20 protein-coding genes and 1 pseudogene are annotated in these 19,414 nt (G+C 56.3%); 11 read left to right on the top strand and 10 right to left on the bottom strand.

The window, feature by feature from the left end:
- Positions 1-69 precede the first annotated feature (69 nt).
- The 4 genes and pseudogenes from BLS41_RS36545 to BLS41_RS39865 form a co-directional block, all read right to left on the bottom strand.
- Positions 70-1,299: an MFS transporter gene (locus tag BLS41_RS36545; RefSeq protein ID WP_074774106.1), complete on the bottom strand. Its 1,230-nt coding sequence runs from the start codon at positions 1,297-1,299 to the stop codon at positions 70-72.
- The gene (locus BLS41_RS36540; RefSeq protein ID WP_074774103.1) at positions 1,292-2,545 is read right to left on the bottom strand and encodes a tetratricopeptide repeat protein; all 1,254 of its coding nucleotides are present in this window, start codon (positions 2,543-2,545) and stop codon (positions 1,292-1,294) included. The genes BLS41_RS36545 and BLS41_RS36540 overlap by 8 nt, the downstream gene beginning before the upstream one ends.
- Complete coding sequence (locus BLS41_RS36535; protein WP_074774098.1) at positions 2,542-3,726, bottom strand: tetratricopeptide repeat protein; 1,185 nt, start codon at positions 3,724-3,726, stop codon at positions 2,542-2,544. Before BLS41_RS36535 ends, BLS41_RS36540 begins: the two co-directional genes overlap by 4 nt.
- 772 nt (positions 3,727-4,498) lie before the next feature.
- Positions 4,499-4,720: pseudogene (locus BLS41_RS39865) on the bottom strand (IS30 family transposase); the annotation flags it as partial.
- Positions 4,721-5,026: 306 nt separating this feature from the next.
- Between BLS41_RS39865 and BLS41_RS39450 the strand changes: the two are divergent.
- The 3 genes from BLS41_RS39450 to BLS41_RS36520 all read left to right on the top strand — a co-directional run bounded on the left by BLS41_RS39450 (position 5,027) and on the right by BLS41_RS36520 (position 6,178).
- On the top strand, positions 5,027-5,122 hold the full coding sequence (locus BLS41_RS39450; protein WP_216350661.1) for a phage Gp37/Gp68 family protein: 96 nt from the start codon (positions 5,027-5,029) through the stop codon (positions 5,120-5,122).
- Positions 5,094-5,378, top strand: a complete 285-nt coding sequence (locus BLS41_RS40240) for a DUF5131 family protein (protein WP_074774095.1) — start codon at positions 5,094-5,096, stop codon at positions 5,376-5,378. The genes BLS41_RS39450 and BLS41_RS40240 overlap by 29 nt, the downstream gene beginning before the upstream one ends.
- Before the next feature lie 128 nt (positions 5,379-5,506).
- Positions 5,507-6,178 (top strand): Lar family restriction alleviation protein, encoded by a 672-nt coding sequence (locus BLS41_RS36520; protein WP_074774092.1) that lies wholly within the window; start codon positions 5,507-5,509, stop codon positions 6,176-6,178.
- Positions 6,179-6,358: 180 nt separating this feature from the next.
- Here BLS41_RS36520 and BLS41_RS36515 read toward each other — a convergent pair whose 3' ends face one another.
- Positions 6,359-7,501, bottom strand: coding sequence for a phage integrase N-terminal domain-containing protein (locus BLS41_RS36515; protein ID WP_074774089.1), 1,143 nt, complete (start codon positions 7,499-7,501; stop codon positions 6,359-6,361).
- 1,172 nt (positions 7,502-8,673) lie between these two features.
- Here BLS41_RS36515 and BLS41_RS36510 point away from each other — a divergent pair.
- The 4 genes from BLS41_RS36510 to BLS41_RS36500 all read left to right on the top strand — a co-directional run bounded on the left by BLS41_RS36510 (position 8,674) and on the right by BLS41_RS36500 (position 10,682).
- On the top strand, positions 8,674-9,690 hold the full coding sequence (locus tag BLS41_RS36510; protein WP_074774086.1) for a PRTRC system protein D: 1,017 nt from the start codon (positions 8,674-8,676) through the stop codon (positions 9,688-9,690).
- A gap of 14 nt (positions 9,691-9,704) precedes the next feature.
- A complete protein-coding gene (locus tag BLS41_RS36505; protein WP_143026498.1) occupies positions 9,705-10,055 on the top strand; it encodes a hypothetical protein in 351 nt (116 codons plus the stop codon).
- Positions 10,056-10,277: 222 nt separating this feature from the next.
- Entirely contained in the window at positions 10,278-10,424 is a 147-nt protein-coding gene (locus BLS41_RS39315) for a hypothetical protein (protein ID WP_171910396.1), read from the top strand.
- Between the two features lie 3 nt (positions 10,425-10,427).
- On the top strand, positions 10,428-10,682 hold the full coding sequence (locus tag BLS41_RS36500) for a hypothetical protein (RefSeq protein ID WP_074774080.1): 255 nt from the start codon (positions 10,428-10,430) through the stop codon (positions 10,680-10,682).
- A 371-nt stretch (positions 10,683-11,053) separates the two neighbouring features.
- Here the strand turns inward: BLS41_RS36500 and BLS41_RS36490 are convergent, their stop codons facing one another.
- The 5 genes from BLS41_RS36490 to BLS41_RS36470 form a co-directional block, all read right to left on the bottom strand.
- A complete protein-coding gene (locus tag BLS41_RS36490) occupies positions 11,054-12,340 on the bottom strand; it encodes a primase-helicase zinc-binding domain-containing protein (protein ID WP_253189926.1) in 1,287 nt (428 codons plus the stop codon).
- A gap of 100 nt (positions 12,341-12,440) precedes the next feature.
- Positions 12,441-13,019 carry a single-stranded DNA-binding protein gene (locus BLS41_RS36485; protein ID WP_074774073.1) on the bottom strand — a complete coding sequence of 193 codons (579 nt, stop codon included), beginning with the start codon at positions 13,017-13,019 and terminating at the stop codon, positions 12,441-12,443.
- 11 nt (positions 13,020-13,030) lie between these two features.
- A complete protein-coding gene (locus BLS41_RS36480; RefSeq protein WP_074774069.1) occupies positions 13,031-13,867 on the bottom strand; it encodes a hypothetical protein in 837 nt (278 codons plus the stop codon).
- Positions 13,868-13,876: 9 nt separating this feature from the next.
- Positions 13,877-14,305: a hypothetical protein gene (locus BLS41_RS36475; RefSeq protein WP_074774066.1), complete on the bottom strand. Its 429-nt coding sequence runs from the start codon at positions 14,303-14,305 to the stop codon at positions 13,877-13,879.
- Between the two features lie 114 nt (positions 14,306-14,419).
- Positions 14,420-14,803, bottom strand: coding sequence for a hypothetical protein (locus BLS41_RS36470; RefSeq protein WP_074774063.1), 384 nt, complete (start codon positions 14,801-14,803; stop codon positions 14,420-14,422).
- 523 nt (positions 14,804-15,326) lie between these two features.
- Between BLS41_RS36470 and BLS41_RS36465 the strand changes: the two genes are divergently transcribed.
- The 4 genes from BLS41_RS36465 (at position 15,327) to BLS41_RS36445 (ending at position 19,302) form a co-directional block, all read left to right on the top strand.
- Positions 15,327-16,040: a nuclease-related domain-containing protein gene (locus BLS41_RS36465; RefSeq protein ID WP_074774060.1), complete on the top strand. Its 714-nt coding sequence runs from the start codon at positions 15,327-15,329 to the stop codon at positions 16,038-16,040.
- 227 nt (positions 16,041-16,267) lie between these two features.
- Positions 16,268-17,524: a hypothetical protein gene (locus tag BLS41_RS36460; protein ID WP_074774057.1), complete on the top strand. Its 1,257-nt coding sequence runs from the start codon at positions 16,268-16,270 to the stop codon at positions 17,522-17,524.
- Between the two features lie 41 nt (positions 17,525-17,565).
- Positions 17,566-18,756, top strand: a complete 1,191-nt coding sequence (locus tag BLS41_RS36455) for a FlhC family transcriptional regulator (protein ID WP_074774054.1) — start codon at positions 17,566-17,568, stop codon at positions 18,754-18,756.
- 180 nt (positions 18,757-18,936) lie between these two features.
- Positions 18,937-19,302, top strand: a complete 366-nt coding sequence (locus BLS41_RS36445) for a hypothetical protein (protein WP_074774048.1) — start codon at positions 18,937-18,939, stop codon at positions 19,300-19,302.
- Positions 19,303-19,414: the final 112 nt, after the last annotated feature.

Below are 19,414 nucleotides of genomic sequence, written 5' to 3'. Positions count from 1 at the left end.
GATTGTCAAACCGAAGCAAACAGAAAAGCGAGCGAGTGGAACGCAACAACCGGCGAACTGTCCTAGAATTCAAACTGTTTCCCGGCAGTTCTTGCGCAACGCACTAGCCAATCGTCGGTTACCTTTATGTGCAAGGAAGCCAGTGGCAACGATACCCACGGTGCCAATCGCCAGATACGCGATAGGTAACCACCGCGCGTTAGCGATCATTGATAACATTGCCGCAGAAATTCCGATACCCGCGAGATTCCCTATCGCAAACGCATTGCTAACGCGACCGTAGACTTGGCCAATGTTGTGGCGGCCAACAGAACGGACAATAAATGAATCCGCAGTCGGCGTAGCGAGGAGCTGGGACAGCACGGCCGCGAATCCGAGTATCGCCACGGCAACCAAACCGCTAACGGTGTGTGCGAGCCCTACAGCTGCAATACCCGCGAATAGCACAATAGTCCCCAGCGAATAAAGGGCGTACGATTCCGAAAGTGAAGATTTTTTAAACACTTTTCCCGCAAGAGGTAACAATAGCATCAGCGCCGCCGCCTGAATTCCATAAAACACTGACGCAAACTCCGCATGATGATGGACTACTTTTAAATACGTTGCCAATGTTAAAAGAATCACCTGCAGCAAACAGGCAGTGACCGCTGTTACGTAAAGAAAGTCACGCAGTGACTCGGGGTCGCTCAGTTTCGTTTGCGCGACATCATTGCGATGCGCACTTCGGGTAGAAAAATCCAAATCACGTGTAGCGACCACCATCGAAGCTATTGAAATTAACTCGCACGTTGCTGCGACAAAGCACAGCAGGAAATAATTTTGTGCGGCAACCATTGGCCCGGCTATGGTTGCGCCGAGAACCGTGCCGACACTGACCACCGAACCAGCCCAACTGGCCCGCGACGAAATCTTTTCATCTGATGTGTATTTGGCAACGATGACTCGAAAGCCGATAAGTTGAGATGCGAGCCCGATGGTCCGAAAAACTATAAACAGGGCGAGGAGAACGTAGCTTCCCGGATGGTTCGTAGCACATGAAAGAAAGACGTATGATACGAAAGATGAGAGCAAGGATAGCAAAACGACCTTCCTTGCACCAAATCGATCAATTAACGTACCTGTCGGAACGCTTAGAAAGCGTCCAAGCAGCAACATGGCGCCTACGGCTGCGACTGCAGTTGCAGCCGTAAAGTGAAACACTGCCGCAAGCAATAATACTAAAAAAGGTGTTGTACCTTGGTTCGCTGCTGTAGTCAGCAATCTCGATACAAGCAGAGTGTAGAATTTGTATTCACTCATCCGAGGAGCACGCCAGTTCATTAATCTGCTTAATCGCCCAGGACGATAATGCAGAATCGCCTGTCTTTTCCCCTATTGAGACAAGACATTCATACGCAGAAATGCATAGAGGATCAAGAGATATGCACGCGAGGTAATCGTTTTCCGCATCGACGTAGAAGCCCATTGTTTCATGACACTGACCGATCATAAAATTCGCGTAAGCGCCACCCGGAGGTGACAGTGACGCCGCTACGTTAAATGAACGAAGTGCATTGTCAATATCACCGATGTCATACTGACAATCGCCTAGTTCTGACCAGCGAATGGCGTCGAGCGGGTCGATTTTTGTACTGCGAGCAAGCCTCTCAAGCGCTGCGCGTAAGTCACCTGTGAATCTGGCCTCTTTCGAACGGCTTTGAAGCAAAGGTAGCCAGTTCTCCCTGCATAGAATAGTTTCAACCAAATTCCTGTCCATTGCCTCGAGACGGCTCGCATGTTCTTCGGCAAGTTCCATAACGCGAACGCATTCGTCTTTTTCATCCATCATAAACGGGATGAACGATGAAGCTCGATAGAATCTGCTTCGAAGAAGATTTGAATCGAAGATGTCGTTAGTTAGTTCGAATTTTTGCAGGTTTTTCTCTGCCCTAGCGGCCCACAGTGCTGCCACCTCAACGTTACTTTGATGACGAGCATTCTGCACAAGCATATGTATGCAGGCATTGACTGATAGTCTTGATCCTTCGGGTGCGCGATTGGCGATAAGTTCAAATTCCGACGGCGTATACCCGACTTCTTCACCGTCATTTGTTAACGCATACCGCGCGTTTGCAACAGCATATTGATATTGGAGTATAGCGATATCCTCGTTTGATCCTTTAATTGGCGCAGAGGTTGAAAGGTCGAGCACGATCCTATGGAAACCTAAAGACAGAAGCTGGGCAAATAGGACGGTCCTTTCTTCAATTGTGATGCCCCCAAATCTATCCAGCATGTCGCAGAGGTGTGCCCACCGGTCGCTCCGATGGATAGCTGCAACCTCCCGAGGGTCAAGCAGGGCAATCGGTGCTGCCGGAAATGCCTTTGCTAATTCGACACGAAAGCTAGCCGGCATCATGCGCTGAAGTCCGCGAGGAGAACTTGTGGGATCCTCGAAGCGCGCGTAGGTGAGGGCAGGCGCATATCCGTGGATCGGCGCTCGATTCGGAAATTCCAGCGTAGCGTAACTATCGAAAAGCTGAGCAAGAAGAGAGTTGGTCGTCATATCGCCCCCTCCAAATTAGTTGTTGTCGACCGATCCGGTATCAAGCCACTCATGTTTTTCCCGCATTCACGGAGGAAGGGAAAGGCTTCGTCTGCAAGTTCCTCCAGCTCATCTGAAGCGCTGATGGCTAACTCATCGACACGCAGGCATGCGTCAAGGCAACGCAAGGCATGAGTCGGCAAATTTTGATCTCGATAGCATTGAGCCGACATAAAGTACGCGTGAGCGGTGCCCGGCGGTCCAAACATGGCGGCACGATGAAACGCAGACGCAGCCGCCCGAGTGTCACCATCTTCTACACACACCTCACCGAGTTCGAAATAAGCAGCGACATCAAACGGGAATCGTTTGGTTTGCTGCGTTGCAAGCTCGCGGGCTTTCGCGATCTCGCCACTACCGAGAGCTGCCTTCATAGAGCTTTCATAGATGGAATACAACAAATCCTGCTTGATCAGCCGCTCAAACTCGTTTGTAGGTTGCAACCCGGTCGCGATTGATTCAGATGACGCCATGTACGCGCGCGTATCCGAATGGTCGCGTTTCGCAAATGGAATCATTGCGGCAGCACGGTACCAACTACTGACACGAACGCTTCGCTCGAATGTGGACATTTCTCCATCCAGTTCGATCAGCATCTGCTCGACGGCTGTTATATGCCGCGTGGCGCTCTGAAGGTCTTTGAAATCTGTAAGATAAATTAAAAAAAGATGTTGATGCGCAGACAATCTAGTACGAAGCGACGCGCCTTTTTCAATAACGCATTTGTTCAAAGATTCAACGACATCAGACATTTCCCCATCGGATAGAAAACCTGATCGATAGATTTTTACTTTTGCAGCAGCTACCATAAGAGAACTCCAACCCGGCGCCGCATGGTGTACGCGCGCATCTCGTTGCAGCAGATCAATCGCGTGCCCATAGAAACCAAGTAAGAATAATATTCTTATGACGAGCTGTGCCGACTCAAACGAAAGGAGATGCCAGTCTTTACATCGGTGAACCAAGGCATCCCAACTGGGCGATGCTAGTGCCGCTGGAAGCGCACTTGGCTGCTGTACCGCATACTGGAACAGGCGGGTCTCTTTGGTAATCTCAGTCCGGTAATCAAGCGGGAAATGGCGTTGAAACCAGAATGGAACGTTTTCCACCTCTGATTTAAGCATTTCTCCGGCAAAAAGCATTACGTCACCGTATAAATGAGATATTCCGCCATCAGTCAAATTCAAGAAAGGCTATGAATCGATTCTTTTAATGTTTTGACGTTCATCGTTTTTCGCTGAGCGAGGAATGAAGGCGGCGAGCGTGGTCGCCGCCCGTGATCAAATGCTAGACATCCAATGAGAACATAGCGAAGTGCGATTTCTGTTTCGACTTAGTTTTAAATTGACGCTGAGTTTTCATTTCTTTTCCTTGAGACCTCGGATGAAAGTGAAGCCGAGAGATGCTGCCGAGGATTCAGCAATCTCCTTTGGACAACTTACAAACTAATTAAAGTTTAATCAAACAAATTTTGATTAAATTTGACACTCAGAAAACCCCCTGTCAATCCAATGAATTTGAAAAAATACTCTAATTCATCAGACTGGTGCAGTTTATGCTGTAAGCATTGGATATGCATTTTGGATTGGCTTAAATTTTTTACTGAGAATGCCCGAATCGGGCCTATAAAAGAGTCTGCACGTGAGTGCATCTTCACGCCAGTCGCCTCACACAAGGCCGGTAATCGCAATAAACTACCGCGAGCCGCTATGCTGAGCGCCCGGACAGCGAAGATTCGCACAAACGTAAACGTAGTGCCGCTATATCCGTCGAGCAGAACAGCTTCTTCCACTCGATGATCTCTATGGGCGGCAAAGGTGAATGGTTCCCGGCACCGATCAACGCCGTGAATTAACCTTTCTAGAAGATAGCGGCGGCGATAGGTCAGACGGGCCGGGCATACGTCCGGCAGCTTGAACGGGCGGTCTGTTCCGGCTCCGCGAGCGTCGATGCCTGTGGCGCACGGTGCCTTTGCAGCAGCTGGATGTCACCGTTCTCCGATAGTATTCGCTGAATCGAAGAATGGCCCCGATCAAACAGTTTGGCAATCTGATGAATCGTATCGCCCTTGCGCCATCGGTCCCACATCAGCGCTTTCTGGGTCTCAGAGTAATAAATTCTCGGTCGCTGTTTCATTTGCAACACCTCCGCTGCTAACGCAGATTCTAGGTGTTGCACCGACCGGTTGAATCCGCCACCGACTTCTTCACGTTTCGGCTAGTCTCACTGAGCCCAGACTTACAAATTCGGTTTCCCCGCACGTTGATCATTTGCTGTTGACCAAACGCGTTGAAGACATCGTACGTGGTGTCGCGCAGTTGACTGTTTCCGGGCAGATGGACGGCGAATGTCAGGATTGGCGGCGCGGTAGTCAATCAGGAGGAGGCCCATCGCGACATCCCCAAGCTGGCCAGTCTGCGCGCGTGTGTACGCCTTCTGTGAATGAAACCTCTGCTCGGCGAGGTGAGTCTGCCTTCCCCGTATCTCGGCCAGATCCACTGGATGATCGTTGGCGGCGAAAGCGGCCAGCGCGCGTGACCGATGCACCCCAGCCTGGACGCGGTCGTCGCGCGATCAGTGCGCAGCCGCTGATATCCCGTTTTTCTTTAAGCAGCACGGCGAGTGGGTTGAAGCGCTCTCGTCGGGCGACCAGCCCGGTTTGACCAGGCCCCCCCGCGCGGTGCGCGTCGTCAAAAGAAGCGAAGCAGATGAACAGCAATTCACCACTGGCGACGTATTGATGCGCCGGGTCGGAAAAATAACGCTGGCCGGTTGCTTGATAACAGTTTGTTAAACGCGTTTCCAGTTCCGGTGTCGTAATATCGACAAACTCTCAAAATAAGTTTCATTACAGTAATTCGAGCTTGGCGGTTTTCGGACCTGCGACAATAATCCGTTTTCCATTCCGATTATCGCCAGATAATGATTGAGCAGCTCTATCCCTGTGACCATTGTGGTGGCCGCCCGACCCTCGGTTACTCTCAAAGGACCCTCTCCCCGGCAGGCGACGCCGGCGTCCGCTACGACCGGTTCGTGCTCGGCGCCGACCAGCCAGTCATGGGCGACACCATGCGTCGACCGTTGGGCACACCCCCGACTGAACGGCTGGTCTGCATCCACTGTGACGTGTGCGGCATGCAGACGCCCTGGGAAGCGATCGGCGACGACGAAAAGACTGCGATGGCCCGCTGTGCGGCCGTATGGAATGCCCGTTTGAGCAGGCCGCCGGTCACCGTTGGGGAACTGCGCGACCTGGTCGAGAAGGAAGTTGGGGCATGCGACGCCCAACTGATCCTTGACCTGCTCTCGCGCAGTGATGGCGACTGGGAAGAGCGCGGCCCGATTTTCAAAATGCTCGCGCAACGCGTCGTTGACGCCTCGATCGTCACCATTGAAAGCTGGCCGATCGATCCGGTCCTCAAGGATGCCGCCCGATACCGCAAGCTGGTTCAGCTGGTCAAATGGCTCGACATTGATGGGGAACGGTACGTGTCGTTCCCGAGAATTCCGACACCGCGCGAACACGCGAACTTCCTTTTCGAAGACAGGATCGCGAATGCCATCGACGCGATGCCAGATCGCAATCGCTGGTGATTTGTCTGATTAATAAAATACGTTGCTCTTCAGAAGAAAAAAAAGCCGGCGTAAGCCGGCTTCAAAGATTCTGGTGTTTTTCCGAGGGCCGTCACCAGAACTGAGAGAGGTTTCATTGTGCATGGATGCCTGCACCGCATTCAGTGCATAACAGAGCCTGTTTTCGCACCCATTCCGGCTCTACGCTGACGGGGCCGCCGCACCGAGAATCCGGTAGAGCGCCTGTCGCGATATACCAAGCGCCTTCGCGGCGTGGCTCTTGTTGCCATTTGCCGTACTCAGCGCAGCTCGTACCGCTTCTGGCGTCGGCAGCGTTTTCTGCAGACGATCCTGCGTCGCAAAGGTTGAGAGATATGCATTAGCCTTCGTGACCCGGCTATGCCCCGCCGCTTCCACCACCCGCCGCATGGCCTCCTCATGCTCTTTCGGATCAGGACGCAGACCAGCGCGTTTGACCGGCGCCGGAACGCCGCTCGCCTCCTCATAAAGCGTTTGCAGATAGCCGTGACGCAGGCCGTGACTCGTCACGCCCAGCCCGCTTCTCGTCACCCCATGTTTTGCGAGCACGTAGTAGTACCAGTCGCGCCACTGTTTCAGCGTACGGTCCGCGGGTACCGTCGAACCTGACACGCCATTACACAGACGCGCGGCCTCTTCGAGAATGACCAGCTTGCGGCCGACCGGAACCTCGCGCGGCCGGCCACCTTTAGTCCCACGCGTGACAGCCAGCATCCTCTGGTCTCTCACCGCCTCGACCGGCCGCAGCATGAAACTCTCTTCGACACGCAGCCCAAACGCCGCCTGTAGTTTCAGTTGCACCGCCGTGTATGGGCAGCTGCGCGCGATCTCCTCGATCTTGGCGACGGCGTCGACGCCGTGCGCTTCCCATGACCGGTCCTCGGTCGCAACGTAGCTGCGCACGAGGTCGTGCTCGCGCCGGTCGACATAGTCGCCGAGCGTGCCGACAAGATTCGCCTTGCCCATCCACTTAGCGATGGCACGCAGATACGTCAGCTTGTTTTCGATCGTCCCGCCACTTTGTCCCTTTGCGACCCACCCGCGCACCAGATAGTCCACGTGCTTCGCCTTCAGTGACCAAGGCGTTTGCAACGCAAATCCACCCTCACGAAGTTCGACAAAGAACTTGCATAGCGCTGTCGCGCGCCGCTCCTGAGTTTTGATCGACAGGGCCTTGCTGCTGATGCGCGTCGCACTGTGAATGCTGGCGACATGCTCATCGAACAGTTTGAGCAATGCGTCGCGAAGTTCCGGCGACAGACCATAGCCGCTGACGATCGCGCGAACGTTCAGTATCGCTGCCATCCTGTTACCTCATGCGGGTCGTCTCGCGAACACCGCTTTCCCGTTGACTGATCCAGCCCGCGCGAGCGCAGCATCCCTACCTGATGCCGTACCCCGTCCGCACGGGCCTGCTCTACCCGCCGCATCCATTGCGGCTTCGCCGTTTAACCCCGACGTGGGTTTCCTGCCTTCCTGTCCTTTAGCGATTCCATCCGATCAGCCCGTTGCATGGGAAGAGCATGCAGTCCGACTGTCCAACCTGCTGCTGTGCCGCCAGTGGTTGCGCTACGCGCAAACCCCCGCCGACATGTTCGCGTGGCATTTCTGCCGTCGCGCTGCGCGTGTGCCCCCCGCGCCATGCAGCTTTGTGGCTACCCTGCCAGCCTGACGTGTTCGCGTCTCGGTCCGCCCGCCGTATGGCGTTGGCGTTTCCGGGCTAAGTGCCGGGCAATTCCTGTTGCGCATTTGGGTTACGGCTGCGCCTACCGTTCTGTCTTCCGTCCAGGGAATCGCGGGTGCTCCGGTGTCTGACCGGCCCGCAGGAGTTCCCCCGCCCCAAAGCACACTCATGTCCGCCGCGGTGTATCGGGCTTCCTGGGTGCACCCAGCGTCGTGTGCTGAAAGGGCGCGTACAGACGCAACCAGGACCATCGCAGAGTGTCCGGTGTCCGGTCTCCACATGTCCTCATTGCGTCACATCGCGGCAAACCGCCGCCAATCGTATGGATATCGCACTGTCCAGTGGTCCTCATGGTGGACCAGCGTGGACTTGATCTGATTCAGAAAAAGGCCGCCTCATTGTGCGGCCCCGTCACTGCGGTGAGTTTCGCCCGTTGCGGGCAGGGGAAAAGACGAGCGAGTGCCTGGCACTCTCATTCGATGCGTCCGTGGACGCGGTAGGTAATGCCAAGCATAGCCTGTTTCGCCCGATCACGGCACGCGAAAGCTGCGCGGAACCTGCTGGCTTTCGCTGACTTGACTTCGCTGGCGGCTCGCTAGACTGGAAACCAGGCAGAACTGACAGAAAAGTATCAGTTCGACCAGATCAACCTTCGGCGCATAGGCGAACTGACACTTAAGTGTCAGTTATCTGATAGTTCGCCGGGGTGACTCAGATGCGACGGGCCAACCTAATAGTTATCTGTCAGTTATCTGCCACTTCTTCGTAAATCCCTTTACTCAATGGAGTCTTGATGAAAACTTCTGTCTTCGCTGTTGATGTCGGTTACGGCAATACTAAATACGCTCACCGTGCTGCAAGTGGCAGCATCGCAACGGGTATGTTCCCGTCCCTTGCTCCGCTGACCGCGAGCCGCGCACTGTCCGGGTACGGTGACGGCGTACTGATTGCCCGCAAGGTCGTGACCGTGATTCTCGATCAGATCGAATACGAAGTCGGCCCCGACGTTTCGCTGACGGCTGCCTATGGCAACACGGGGCGCGCGCTGTCGAACGATTTTGTGCTCTCCGACAACTACGCTGCACTGCTCGCCGGCGCGTTCCACTTCGCTGGCGTCACCCATGTCGCGCGGCTTGTACTTGGGCTTCCCGTACACAACATGAAAAAGTATTCGGCCGCACTGCGCGATCGCTTTACGGGGCTGTTCGATTTCGGCGCCGGTCGCGTCACGATCGACAAGGTCGTTGTGATCCCCCAACCGCTCGGATCGCTGGTTGCAGCGTCTGCAAACCGGCAGAACGAATTTGGCCGGGATAGTGCGCACCTTGTGGTCGACGTCGGCTATTTCACGACCGACTGGGTGTATGCGAACGGGTTCACGATGGACGACAAGCGAAGCAACGGGATTCCCGGTGGCGCATCGCAGATCTACCAGCGGATCGCTTCGCTCATTTCACGCGACCAGGACGAACAGGTCGACGACATCGAACGCATCGACAAGGCTCTGCGCGAGCGCAAGCCGTTCTTCTTTTACGGCAACGACATTGATCTCGATCCGTACCTCGAGAACTCGCAACCGATGATTGCGGGGGTCGTCAAGGAGATGCAGAACAACGTGGGGCAGTTGACGAATGTCCGTTCCATCATCCTCTCGGGCGGGGGCGGCGCCCTGTATGCACCCGCAATCCGGAAGGCTTTTCCGCGCGTCGCACTGGAGGTCATCGACACCCCCTGCATGGCCAACGCGAAGGGCTTTCTGGTTGTGGGTGAAGCTGGTCTCACCCGCGAGCGCGCGACCGCGAAAGCATGAGCGGGAAGTTCGACATGAAGCTGGTCATCGACGCGGTGACCACGCCGTTGTTGCACGAGCGGCTCGGACGGGCGGCGTCATACAGGGAGCGGGCCGCGCTATTGCGGTCGCTCGCGGAGGCCGCGTTACGCGGCGACCAGGCGAAGCCCATTGCAATATCGTCCGTCGAGGCCCATGCCGCACCGCCAGAGGAAATGTTGACGCCACATAACACCACCTTCGCGAACAGCCAGCGATCCAACGCGAACGCCGAATTTCTGGTTGCACCGACCGGATACACAGTTGCGTTAAACGCCAACGAGGCGCAGGCATGCGAGGGGCACGACGTAGAGCAGATCGCCGATGCATTCGGCAGCTTTTTTTAGTTGAAGAAAGCCAGCGCACCGACCACAACCCGGTGCGCTCCCCGATCTCCCTTGAAAATCCGATCGCCGCGCCGTTAATCCGTCCATGGCTAACGTATGTCGAAATAGCCAACGGCTGCTGGCGGCAACTTGACTTTTAAATACAGATGCGAAGATGGGTTATGCACCGATGTTCGCCGCGAAACATGCCATGCACCCGTAATTAATTCAGAGGAGATTTCGATGAGTATGCTGATCCAGACCGCTGTTTCCCAAATTCACAAGCCGCACTCGTGGCTTGGTGTTGCAACGTTTGTAGCCTGCTGCGTGGCTGGCTGGTATTGCGGCGATATTGCTCACGCAGTATCGGAAAAGCTGAAGGGAGAATAACTGATGGACCCGATAGATTACCTGGTACCGTACTACCGCAAGTTCAACGCGCTGCCGTTCCTTGTACAGCGCGCCCTATTGATCGTGTTGTTTCTCGCCTGCTTCGTGGTCGGCGTCAAGCTCTTTCCGTACTCAGAGCACCTCGGTGGCGCGTTCCTGATCTTCTGCCAGGTTGGCCTGGTCTGGGCAACGGGCCTGTGGCGTTTGGGACGACCGCTGTTCAAGGCCTTCGTGATTTACCTTCGAATCTTCCACTAAAACCAATGGACGAAAAAAAAGCAGCGACACCCGAAGGTGCGCTGCTGTTTCAAGAAGTTAGTGCGGCCTGGTTGTAACCACAATCGCAAGACGTCGCGTGCAAAAATCCCATGCCTCGTCAAACGGCTGATCGCGGCATAGGTACTGTGTAATGCCCATCCCCCGACGATCGATGACATCAAACGCCACTGCTTTCGACTTCGGCGCCGGCTGATGTCCACCCGCTGCGCCAGTCGTGCCAACAATCGCAAAACCACCCACCAGAACACGGAAAGAGCCCATTTTCCTACTCCAAAGAAAAAGGCCCGACGCGATATTCCCGGTGGGGAACATCCCCACCGGGCAGGTTAAAGATCGCCGATGTTCCGGCGCTACTGAGCGGCAATAGCTTGCCGCGAATAAACAGAACGATGCTGCATTTGCATTGACCTTTTATGCCTGAGCTGCCACAACTCGTTCCACTCGGTACAGAAGTCATGCCCACGGCGCTTCGGGCGATGCAACACAACGCGATATCCGTCGGCACGCAAGCGAGCTGCCAGTTGTAATGCCGCCGCGACGCCTGGCGACTTTCGGGTCCTGGGGTCGATCTCATCGAAGTCCATGAAGATGTGGACGACCTTGATACAGAGCCCATGAGGAACCACGAACTGCCGCAGAAGATCCTTGTTCAGGCAGTACCAGACAGGCACATCAAATTCCATGTGCGCGCCATACGCCGATTCAAGGCCCTCTCCCACGCCGATTTCTCCATCGACCGGGTCCATCAGTCGAACAGCTCCCCCTAGCAGAGGGTTCAGCGTAATGTGGTTCTTCTTGGGATCAAGAATCTCCCCGCTTGCTGAAATGATCTCGGCCTTCTTCGGTACACGGTGATCGAGATAGGTCCGGTGCAACGTCCCGAGCCGTCCGTCCGGCAAAACATATCGCGCGACGATCCCGGGCCACGTGCCAAGCACTGACCTGTCGTTGTCGCGGTATTCCAGCATGCCGAAACGCAGGGCTTTCGATGGCTCGACTGACAACCCCGGGACCCGACCTGCTAGATACTGCATCGCGAATCCGCCGGGTTCGAGCGGCGCACAATCATTCTCCCAGGTTGAATTCAGAATCTTCTCAACGAAGGCAGGATCGACCTTGCTTTTGGGCTTGGGTGCTTTTTCATTGCAGACCGCAGGCAACGGTCGCGGCGCACTCCCCTCGAGTTGGCATATCAGTCGATAAAGTCCGATGCCGCTTACTTTCGAGATGAGCTGGAGGCCATCGCCTGCACCGGGATTGCCACCGTTGCATTGGCGGCAAACCCAGTCACCACGACCGTTCCTGTTGTCATAGGTAAAGCGGTCATCACCGCCGCAGATCGGGCATGGTGCCCCATTGCCGGTCAGGGAATCGGCGGGAATGCCATAACTCATCAATGTCGAAATCCACGCCTCCGGAGAGAGCCTGAATTCCTTCAGCTTGCGTTGCAGCCACTCGTACTTCTCGGGTGAAAGCCCGCGTCCAGATGCATTCATGTTCACTCTCCAAAGTGGAAGTGGGTTGGTCGGTGCCTGAGACAGGCGCGAAAACGCGTGCTCAAAAAAGCGGTCCGCGCTCGAGCGGGCAGCTTTTTTCAGCAAACGGCTTGGAAAGGGAAGAAGCGATGTCGCCGACATGGCGAGGAGTTGCGTCGCACGACACACCCGAAGGTGTGTCGATGCAACAAAGGTGAGGCAATACAGGAGAGGTTGCTGACGAGGGTGAGGCTTTTCGGGATCAGATGGCCGACCAGGCCGCCCGCGGGTGATATTCCCGGAAGGGAATGTCGTCGTCCATCTCGTCGAAGCCACCGCCAGCCGGCGCACGCGTGCCACCGCCACCACCAGCTGACGACTGCGGAGGGTGAGCACGGGTTCCAACGTTGTCAGCGGCGTTTGATGCTCGGGACGCCGGCGCTGAACGTTGAGCGCGTGAGCTGCCCCGCTGTTCGAAGTCACCGTCACCGTTGCCGTCGTCACGATTGCGGCCACCGAGCATCTGCATCTGGTCCGCGACGATCTCTGTCGAGTAACGATCAGTGCCATCCTGGGCCTGCCACTTACGGGTACGAATACGTCCCTCGAGGTAGACCGACGAACCTTTCTTCAGATATTCCGAAACGATCTCTGCGAGCCGTCCGAAGAACGACACGCGATGCCACTCAGTTGCTTCTTTCATTTCACCCGACGCCTTGTCCTTGTAGCGATCGGTTGTGGCCAGACGGATGTTGGCCACAGCGTCTCCGCTGGGCAGATAACGTACTTCAGGGTCGGCTCCGAGGTTGCCCACGAGAATGACCTTGTTCACAGATGCCATCTGAAACTCCTTTATTTAGTGATTGACCAGAGCCATTTGTCCCACATGACCTGTTGCCCATCGACGATTTTTGGACTGCCGTCAGCGCGGATCGCAGGGACCTTTATCTTCCTGAGGCGCCGCACTGAAACATGATCGCCGACGACGCAGCCCGATTCGGCGATCGCTTCCTTCAGGCCTTCGCCCTGTAGAGTGCGCTCACCAGCAACTGTGTCGAGATGCATCGCAAACGAGGTGTAGAAGCGCGAAGCCGCACCCGATTTGCGATCAGGAAACTTCTCTTCACCCCATGAAACAACACGACCGATCACCGCTGCCGTGTCGTGACGCTGTTCGCGCTGAACGCTTCGGCGGACAGGAACTGCCTCAGGCGACCGCACGGTTGACGCGGACGACGAAACAGGCGCTTCAGCCGCATCTGCCGAGACCGACACAGCTTTCACGGCGGCGCTGGTCGCACCCGACGGCGAACGGATCGCTGTGCGGATCGCGTCTTTCAGCGAACAGCGATGGACGTGAACCTGCGACCAGTGCGGTGCAAGCTCGGGGAGGATTTTCAGACCGAACTGGGTCTGACTGGCCTGTTCATCGAATGCCGGTCGGAACTGCACCACGCAATCGGCCTCTTCAACGAACAGGTTCGGCTCGTCAGCGATCGTGATGTGCGTTTCATTGTCGGCGCCCTGCCCGATGATGCGCGGCCCCGATGGAGAAACAGGCGATGACGGCGATCGTGTCGCTGCCGGCGTTGGCGTTGAGGTGGAAGTGGGAGTGGGAGTGGTGACGACAGGCTTGCCAGGAAAAAGCTCGGCAAGAACCCGGGTGAAAAAAGCAGCGTGACGAGCCATGGTGCGCTCCTAAAGCAACGTGCCGAAGCACGCGCGCTGCAGATTCTGGAGATCGTGGCTGAGAAGCGCGTTTTCCAGAATGACATCGCGCATGCATTCAGGGTTCGTGCCGCTTACATCGCATACGTGCTGGTACGACACGGCTCCATCCCAATAACCCATGATCCAGCCAAGCGTCGCCGCGTAGTCAGCGGCATCCACCTTTCTGTTCACGAGGCGGTCGGAGAGCATCGAGGCGCAGTCCATCAGGGACTCGGGCATGCTGTCGCCGCGCCTGCTGTCTCTTGCGAGAGAGATCAGTGCGTCGACCATCTTGTCACGCACCGACTCGCTCCACAGATGAGGATCAGGTAGCGGGTCCGGTTTGGCGGTATTGATGTGAACCGGCGACGGATCGCCGAACATGTCCAGCTGCCAAGCAGCCACATGCGTTTCCATGAGATTGCTCCGGAATGCCGGGAAGCTCATCGCCCGTGACCGGGAATGAATTCCCGGCGTGGGTAGAGGACCGTCTCCGAAAAGACAGGAGACGGTAAGGGTGGAGGCGACCCGTTACTGGGTGCCCGTTCTGAACGGAATGACTACGGCCGATTTGGCATATTGCGGCAGGGCCGTAGACTGACTTGCACTCGGGTCGTTAGCAGCGGGTCCGGTTGCCGATGCGACAGGCGTATCGGCAACTGCAGTCTTAGCAGCCTGGGCAGCGCGTGCTGCAGCAGCGAGCTTTTCAGTCTCGATGCGTGCGGCTTCTGCTTCTGCATCGGCCGCTGCGATGGCTTTCGCTTTCTGCTGCATGGATTTCTGAATCCAGCGAGCTGCAACCAACAGGAGGAAGCCCGCAACGAAGAACGACGCCGCAGCGAGATACACGACAAGACACAGGGCGAGCAGCTTGCCCGGCGATTTGAGTGCATCTTTGAACAGGACTTTCAGCATTTTTCTCTCCAGAAAAATTTCACGCACAAGGGAATGTCCGGACAGCGTCCGGTGGTTTCGATGCTCAGCAGAGCAGGAAAAACCGGCGCGAAGCGCTTTCGTGCGTGCTCATGGAAGCACTGACGGAAGAGTTTCACGCACAAAGGAAGAAAGTGAGCTGACGATGGATACCGCGAAGCTGGGCGACGGCAGTCACTGTGCCAATGTCGATGCGTCGGGAGCGACGCCGGAATGAATCAAGGTTAGCGCGTGCGGTGGGACGCACCCGGGCCGAATGCTCGACAAACGGATGCAGCTTTGACCAGCATGCGTTATGTGCGATCCCGCTCGGGATCGATGCACGTCAACCGGTTGAAGGTCTTAAACCCGAATGCTTCACAAAAACAAATAGCTTTCTCAGGCACGATGAAAGCACTACGTAAGGCGCGAGATCAACAACCCGTTGCGCGCTCTGCCGGACGCAAACTTGACTTCCAGATTTGATCGGCAGACAGGTCTTATCCCAACTCGTGATTCAACGACCATGACGACCATCCTCTGTCTGTTACTGATCGGCTTTCTTGTTCGACGCGCCTACCCTCGCAATAAGACGGCGCGTTCACACGAACGCTGGCCCATTGCGCGAAGCGAGCATCAGGGCGACGCAGGCGAGAAGCTCGTACATGATGAACTGCTCCAGGTGTTGTCCTGGCTATGCGGTGCGAACTTCTATCTGCATCCGACCGCGGTTCTGCTCGATCATGCACCGGGCACGGCCTTCCCCACTGCCGAGGTCGATCACCTGGTCATCACCCCGTTTGGCATCTTCGTCGTCGAGACGAAGCATTGGACCGGCGAAATCGCGCCCGGTACAGACCCCGGTACGGTGGTTCGGGTCGGAGCGGGCGGCCAGCGAGAGACCCGTCGGTGCCCGCTTCGGCAGAACCGCTCAAAAGTCGCGTTTCTGCGGGCCGCCCTTCCCGCCTCATGGGCCATTGAAGGGCTCGGTGTGTTCTCGAACGAGACATGCTTCCTCTCTCCGAACCTTCCAGCCGATCTGATCCGTCGCCCGGACTTGGGTCAATGGCTGCGTGAGAGGAAGTACCGACACGAAGCCGCATCTCTGCGCGACGTCAACGTCAATATGGCGTGGAGAGCCATCCAGTCGCTGCGGACGCCCGATCCTGACGGGTTGGCGATCGCCCGCCACTGTTTGCGGGCTCAAGAAAAAACTCAAATTCCCAAAAATCTTTCCTAAAGTTACCGGCGCATCTGCCGATGGTAAGAACCTTACGCGCGTAATATTTTCGTGCTTCATCCGAAAGCATGGTGTTTTTTTGCAGCTTTTGCCGGTGATGAAGGAAATATGCCGCGTAATCTCGACTGTGATAGCTCGAACGACATGCGTTCTCGTTATTCAGTAAATACTTCTTTAAATAAACACCCGTAGGCCACGGGACATGCAAAACAAACGGAGTCGTGAGCATGAGCAACAAGAAAAATCCAAAAGAGAGTTCCGACGGTGAGTTCGATCCCACGCAGCCGGAAGGCGCACCGGATGACTCTGGCGCAGTCGAAGAATCGCTCCCCCCGACATTTGCGCACATCCCGTCCGAGCGTGAGATCAGTGCCGCAGCGCGCGACATGCTCAGCACGGACCTTCCTGATTCCCTCATCAAGACGATTGTTGCGGAAAGCGAAGAGGTCGCGCACTCCACCCGCAAGATTCTTCAGGAACATATGCGTATCGGCGGGAACTTTGCTCACATCATGACTCGCGTGATCAACCAGAAAGTTAGCGAACACGGTGACTCAACCGGCGTGCGCAATCGTGCGAAAGAGCTGGTCTACGACTATCTGGAACGGCTCTTCCGGCGCAAGCGTTCCTCAGTCAGGCTCTACATCCGATGCTATGAAAAGTTCAGCACGAATAGCGGCGCCGTGGCGATGCTCTCTCACAGCGACATGTCCCTACTGGTCGGCAACGACATTGGCGACGACGTCATCGACGCGGTGATCGATGCCAAGCAGGATAACCCTGACCTCAGCAAGCGCGACGTGAAGAAGCTGATCCAGGACATGCGTCAGGCGCGCGAGCAGATCGCGGAGAAGGACACGCGCATCGAACTGGTCAATAACGAACTCGAAAACGTCGTCGCCCAACTGGATCAGGCCCAACTCGATAACGAGCGCCTGGCGGCCGAAGCAGAACGTCTTCGTCAGGATATCGCGCGGGATCAGGAAAGCAGACAAAGCACCCTGGTGGAAATGAATGGCGTCCAGCGTCAAATCAGTGTGCTACAGCAAGAACTGGCCAACCGCGAACGCGACCTGGAGATCAGGACCCGCCAACTTGCCGAAACATCGGGCAAGGTCGAGACCAAAGAGGTACCTGTTCCAACTCTCCCGGAGGGCCTGAAAAATCTCCACGAGGCAATGGAAACGGAACTGGCGAAGCTGAGAACAACAACCGAGCAACTTGAACAGAAACGCGCGGAACTTACCGAACTTGAAGAAAAGATAACGGCGCAGAACTCCTCAATTGAAGCCAACGAAGTACTCGAAAAGACCATGAGCAGCCTGGTCCAACGCTTCGGCACTTTCGTTCAGGAATATCACAGCGCGCAGCTGCTGGCGACAGCAGGAGGCTCGCCGGCGCGCTTTGCCACGCTGTTCGGCGCACTCGCCGATCTCGTCGGCAAATTTCACGTCGAATTGCTTGCAGCTACGCGCGCGGCCTGACTGGGGCCGCCGCCTCGCAATAGAAGAGAGAAAAACAACATATGGACCAAAAGAACGAATACCGCTCGGTCGAACGGTTATATATCCACGATTGGCTCCTCGATCAGATTCAGGTCACGAACTTCGAGCTCGTGGACCACATGAAGCTGATGCTTCAGCAGGATGGCCGCTTTAACGAAGTGCTGCAGGTCGAACGCAAAGAACTCGAACACCTGAAACACAACCAGTCGTCGCTGCGCAACCTGTTGCGCACGCCGTTCCTGATGGTGGAGCCGACGCTTCAGACTGTCGAGGACTGGCGCTGCTTCATCGACGATACGCCAACGACCGTAACGGTCGACGTATTACGCCGCAAGACACCCGAGCTCGGTTCGCTCGGCAACTTTGCAATAGATAACTCGAACCGACACTTCCTGTCGCTCGTCACGCAGGTGATCCACATGAGCGTACTGTGTGCCCCACTCCTCGGTATCACCAACGAGCTGGCCCAGTATCTCGCGTCCGTACCGTCGTGGAAACTGCACTTCGCGCTCGGTCGCATGAAGGGGCTTCCGCTATTCCGATGGCGCTTTAACAGCCCGACTTTCTGGTACGAATTCGCGGCGAGTTCGCTCACTGACGAAACTATTGCACACCAGATCATGCTGACCTCGCCCATCCGTTCTGGCGCACTGCCGCTTGTCGCGGGCTGGAGCGAATTGCGTCTTGAACGGGCTCGTAACGAAATCTATGCAGCCGCAATGATGGCGCACGGCCTGCGCGCGTCGACGGCGTCCACACTGTTCCGGCTCAACCAGAACGCCATGCGCATTCTTTACATGAAAATTCATGGCGCAAGCTCGCCATGCGGCAACGTCCCGACATCGTTGCCGTGGTTTGTTGAGACGCCGCACAACCGGCTTCACGCGACCACGTATATCTGGCTATACCGCTCCGCTATAGCGATGGGCGCTAACGCGCCGGAGGCACTCATCGCAACGAACGACATCTATGACCGACTGTTCGGCGGCAAGCGGCTTATCTCGGCCGATCGAGGCTGGAATCTCACGCGCTCGATGGCCGCAGACACGCGTCTTACTGTTGCGCCCTGCCGCCAGTGCAGCACGCACTACGTCGTATCAAACTCTGACACGAAGATCGAGATGCACAACCGCTTTGTCTGTCCCGCCTGCCAGCAACAGCTAGGCCCGAAAAAGCGCGCCGCGAGGAGAAATGCGAATGACCCAGCGTGAACCAAACCAAGAGTTGCCGGCGGGTCTCGTTGTCTTCAGTCTTGACGGGCGCGCGCAGTTCGGTTGGCGTAACCCTGAGACGGGCGATCTGTACGCGGAGTCCGACGGACGCGTCATTCCCGACGCGGTCGGTGCAGTTGAGTGGCACGCGAGCCGCGTCCATTGATAAGGAAGCACCCCGTGGAAGACTTCGACTATCTTGCTCCGGAAAGCAACGCGGCGTGGCTCGACGGCAGCGGCGACGGGCGCTTCGAGCGTTACGAGCGCTTCTATCGGGAAGAACGATCGCGGCAGTCTGAGGGCTTCGATCTGGAAAAGACCAACGAGGAATACGTCGAATGGGCGAGTAGCCAGCCTGGACGCCTGCTCTCGATCATGAGCGCTCCATGGTTCGGTCGGGTTCTGGTCGCGTTCTTGAGCGTGTATATGGGCACCCGCCTAGTCCCCGCGCTTGCCAGCAGGTTGCCCATCGCTACCGGCGGCTTGCTCGTCATCATTTTTATCGGGCTGCGAGTGTTTCACTGGCGGCGGCGCACGCGCAAATAGCCGGGTCGGCCAAATTGACGAAGACAGCTCTCCGTGCATTGGTCACTCGCCCGAAAGAATTTAATGTACTAAAGACTTACCGAATATTTCCGATAGAAATAGAATGCCCGCG

Source organism: Paraburkholderia fungorum (genome assembly GCF_900099835.1).
GTDB classification, from domain to species: Bacteria; Pseudomonadota; Gammaproteobacteria; order Burkholderiales; family Burkholderiaceae; genus Paraburkholderia; species Paraburkholderia fungorum_A.
The sequence above is the reverse complement of the archived record's forward strand: the minus strand, read 5'-3'. Positions and strand labels throughout refer to the sequence as shown.

Coding starts and splice junctions, on each gene's coding strand:
- BLS41_RS39315 (WP_171910396.1), top strand. CDS start 10,278: ATGAGTATGCTGATCCAGACCGCTGTTTCCCAAATTCACAAGCCGCAC.
- BLS41_RS36510 (WP_074774086.1), top strand. CDS start 8,674: ATGAAAACTTCTGTCTTCGCTGTTGATGTCGGTTACGGCAATACTAAA.
- BLS41_RS36470 (WP_074774063.1), bottom strand. CDS start 14,803: ATGCTGAAAGTCCTGTTCAAAGATGCACTCAAATCGCCGGGCAAGCTG.
- BLS41_RS36485 (WP_074774073.1), bottom strand. CDS start 13,019: ATGGCATCTGTGAACAAGGTCATTCTCGTGGGCAACCTCGGAGCCGAC.
- BLS41_RS36520 (WP_074774092.1), top strand. CDS start 5,507: ATGATTGAGCAGCTCTATCCCTGTGACCATTGTGGTGGCCGCCCGACC.
- BLS41_RS36540 (WP_074774103.1), bottom strand. CDS start 2,545: ATGACGACCAACTCTCTTCTTGCTCAGCTTTTCGATAGTTACGCTACG.
- BLS41_RS36455 (WP_074774054.1), top strand. CDS start 17,566: ATGGACCAAAAGAACGAATACCGCTCGGTCGAACGGTTATATATCCAC.
- BLS41_RS36460 (WP_074774057.1), top strand. CDS start 16,268: ATGAGCAACAAGAAAAATCCAAAAGAGAGTTCCGACGGTGAGTTCGAT.
- BLS41_RS36500 (WP_074774080.1), top strand. CDS start 10,428: ATGGACCCGATAGATTACCTGGTACCGTACTACCGCAAGTTCAACGCG.
- BLS41_RS36505 (WP_143026498.1), top strand. CDS start 9,705: ATGAAGCTGGTCATCGACGCGGTGACCACGCCGTTGTTGCACGAGCGG.
- BLS41_RS36480 (WP_074774069.1), bottom strand. CDS start 13,867: ATGGCTCGTCACGCTGCTTTTTTCACCCGGGTTCTTGCCGAGCTTTTT.
- BLS41_RS36545 (WP_074774106.1), bottom strand. CDS start 1,299: ATGAGTGAATACAAATTCTACACTCTGCTTGTATCGAGATTGCTGACT.
- BLS41_RS36475 (WP_074774066.1), bottom strand. CDS start 14,305: ATGGAAACGCATGTGGCTGCTTGGCAGCTGGACATGTTCGGCGATCCG.
- BLS41_RS39450 (WP_216350661.1), top strand. CDS start 5,027: ATGAAACCTCTGCTCGGCGAGGTGAGTCTGCCTTCCCCGTATCTCGGC.
- BLS41_RS36490 (WP_253189926.1), bottom strand. CDS start 12,340: ATGTCGGCGACATCGCTTCTTCCCTTTCCAAGCCGTTTGCTGAAAAAA.
- BLS41_RS36535 (WP_074774098.1), bottom strand. CDS start 3,726: ATGCTTTTTGCCGGAGAAATGCTTAAATCAGAGGTGGAAAACGTTCCA.
- BLS41_RS36465 (WP_074774060.1), top strand. CDS start 15,327: ATGACGACCATCCTCTGTCTGTTACTGATCGGCTTTCTTGTTCGACGC.
- BLS41_RS36515 (WP_074774089.1), bottom strand. CDS start 7,501: ATGGCAGCGATACTGAACGTTCGCGCGATCGTCAGCGGCTATGGTCTG.